This window comes from Roseateles sp. P5_E11 (assembly GCF_054049355.1).
The window spans coordinates 1-2,352 of the sequence record NZ_JBFUMO010000749.1 but is presented as its reverse complement, the minus strand read 5'-3'; the positions used below and the strand labels follow the sequence as shown (position 1 = coordinate 2,352).

The following is a 2,352-nucleotide window of genomic DNA, read 5'->3' as shown; positions in this document are numbered from 1 at the left end:
CCTTAGACCTTGTGCTGGTCGCTGTACGGCAGCAGGGCCAGGAAGCGCGCGCGCTTGATGGACACCGTCAGCTGACGCTGGAAGAAGGCGCGCGTACCGGTCAGGCGAGCGGGCGTGATCTTGCCGTTTTCGGAGATGAAATCGCGCAGCGTGTCGATGTCCTTGTAGTCGATCTGCTCGACACCGGCGACGGTGAAGCGGCAGAAACGCTTGCGACGGAACAGCAACGATTGTTGGTTGCGCTTGGGCTTCTTGTCTTTGGAGAAGCGACCTTTACCACGTGGCGGGGGCATAGAGGACCTCTGTTAAATCTATCCGGATTCAATCAATTCCGGGTTCTAGGAAGCAGCGGGTTCGATCACGGTGACGTGGGCGATGAAGCCCCGGCCGTTGCGCTGGTGGGTCAGGAAACCGCGGAAGACCGCGATGCCACCGACTCCCAGCGCCTGCAACTGCTTGGCCACCTCGCCCACCGCAACCGCTTTGATCTCCAGCGAGATCTTGCGCGGCTTGCCGGCTTCGATGACTTCGGACTCGGCCTTGAGGCTTGCGTCCAGGGCCATCAGCCCGGCGGGTGTGTAGCGAACTTGTCCGAGTTGCTGGATCTGCGCCTGGAGGTGAAGCTGGTTCACGCCAGGGGCACGCTGCTCGAAAAACCTGGTTCTTTAGCGATGACCTGTGCTCAGGCCGCTTCTTGCGGTTGCGGCGCCTTGCGGGCTTCTTCGCGCTCGACGGCCTTCATCATGACCGAGGGGGTCGCGATGGCCTTGTCCTGAACCACGGTGAGGTGGCGCAACACGGCGTCGTTGAAGCGGAAGCCAGTCTCGAGCTCAGCCAGGACTTCCTTGCTGCACTCGATGTTCAGGCACAGGTAATGGGCCTTGGCGAGCTTCTGGATCAGGTAAGCCATCTGGCGACGGCCCCAGTCCTCAACTCGGTGCACGACACCACCACCGGTGGTGATCAGGCCCTTGTAGCGCTCCAGCATGGCCGGAACTTGTTCGCTTTGATCCGGATGGATCAGCAGAACGATTTCGTAGTGACGCATATTTACTCCTTGTGGATTCCAGCCCGACGGGGTTGCCGGTCTGAGGAAGCCGCGCCACGGCGTCTACACGCGGTACGGCAAGGGGGAACCAAGGATTCTAGCCCGGAAGGGGTGAATGACCAAATCGCCGCCCCTTCACTCTCGTTGATCAGGCCACCGGCCGACTGCGCAGCTTGTCGACGAAATCACGATCGCGCTGGCTGGGCGCGGCTGTCAGCAGGCTGACGAGGGCCAGGACCAGCGCACCGGCGGRCACGCCGAAGAGGCCGGCCGAGGCCGGCTGGATGCCCCAGATCAATGTCGCCGGGCCGGGCAGGCCGATCAGAGCCCGCGCGCCGGGGTGGGCGATGACGAGATAGATCAGGCAGACGACGAGGCCGGTCAACATGCCCGCCAGGGCGCCGGCGCGGTTGGCGCGGCGCCAGAACACGCCGGCGACCAGGGCCGGGAAAAAGGTCGAGCCGGCGATGGAGAAAGCGGCCGTGACGACGGCCAGGATGTCCGCCGGCCGGCTGGATGCCACCGCCGCCGCCGCCAGCGCTGCCGCCAGCAACAAGGCCTTGGACAGCGTGACCCGCCGCGTGCGCGAGGCCTCGGGGTTGATGGCCTTGTAGTAAAGGTCGTGGGACAGCGCGCTGGAGATGGCCAGCAGCAGGCCGTCTGCGGTGGACAACGCAGCCGCCAGCCCACCGGCCGCCACCATGCCCGAGATGACATAGGGCAGGCCGCCCAGCTCTGGCATGACCAGCATGACGAGATCGGGGTGCAGGCGCAGTTCGCCCAGTTGCAGGCGGCCATCACCGTTCAGGTCCACGGCCGACAGCAGGGTCGGGTCGACGCGCTGCCATTGGCGTATCCAGGCAGGCAGTTGGTCGAAGGACGTGCCCACCAAGCTGTTGAAGACCTCGGTCTTGACCATGACGGCCAGGGCCGGCGCCGTCAGATAGAGCAGGCAGATGAAGACCAGGGACCAGGCCACCGACTGGCGCGCCGCGGCGACGGAGCTGGTCGTGTAGTAGCGCGTCAGCAGATGAGGCAGGCCGGCCGTGCCGACCATCAGGCAAAAGGCCAGCGCGATGAAGTTGCGGCGGGCCGCGCTGGCCTGCTCGCGCTCGGGCGGGCTGCCGTCGGGGTTGCCTGCAAAGGGCTGCATATGGGGCACGAGGCCGGACAGCGGCTGGGCGAGCTGAGCCTCGCCCGCCTGCTCGCGCCGCCAGCGCTCCTCGGCCTCGGGGGCTGTGCGCGGCAGCGCGGCGCGCTGCTTCTCGGCGGCCTGGATGCGGGCCAGCGGCGCGCCCTCGGCC

Annotated in this window: 4 protein-coding genes; all 4 read right to left on the bottom strand. The window is 66.2% G+C overall.

Features of this window, described 5'->3' with window-relative positions; all coding sequences use genetic code 11:
* Nucleotides 1–2: 2 nt before the first annotated feature.
* Complete coding sequence (rpsR, locus tag ACXJKR_RS30090; RefSeq protein WP_056198092.1) at nucleotides 3–293, bottom strand: 30S ribosomal protein S18; 291 nt, start codon at nucleotides 291–293, stop codon at nucleotides 3–5.
* A 45-nt stretch (nucleotides 294–338) separates the two neighbouring features.
* Nucleotides 339–632, bottom strand: a complete 294-nt coding sequence (gene priB, locus ACXJKR_RS30085; RefSeq protein ID WP_056198094.1) for a primosomal replication protein N — start codon at nucleotides 630–632, stop codon at nucleotides 339–341.
* 50 nt (nucleotides 633–682) lie between these two features.
* Nucleotides 683–1,048, bottom strand: coding sequence for a 30S ribosomal protein S6 (gene rpsF, locus ACXJKR_RS30080; protein ID WP_056198096.1), 366 nt, complete (start codon nucleotides 1,046–1,048; stop codon nucleotides 683–685).
* 148 nt (nucleotides 1,049–1,196) lie between these two features.
* Nucleotides 1,197–2,352, bottom strand: a 1,156-nt coding sequence (locus ACXJKR_RS30075) for a VC_2705 family sodium/solute symporter (RefSeq protein ID WP_457325963.1), incomplete at its 5' end; no start/stop codon positions are given.

Bases quoted from the DNA above. Each gene is read 5' to 3' on its own strand.
- rpsR (WP_056198092.1), bottom strand. From the start codon at position 293: ATGCCCCCGCCACGTGGTAAAGGTCGCTTCTCCAAAGACAAGAAGCCC.
- rpsF (WP_056198096.1), bottom strand. From the start codon at position 1,048: ATGCGTCACTACGAAATCGTTCTGCTGATCCATCCGGATCAAAGCGAA.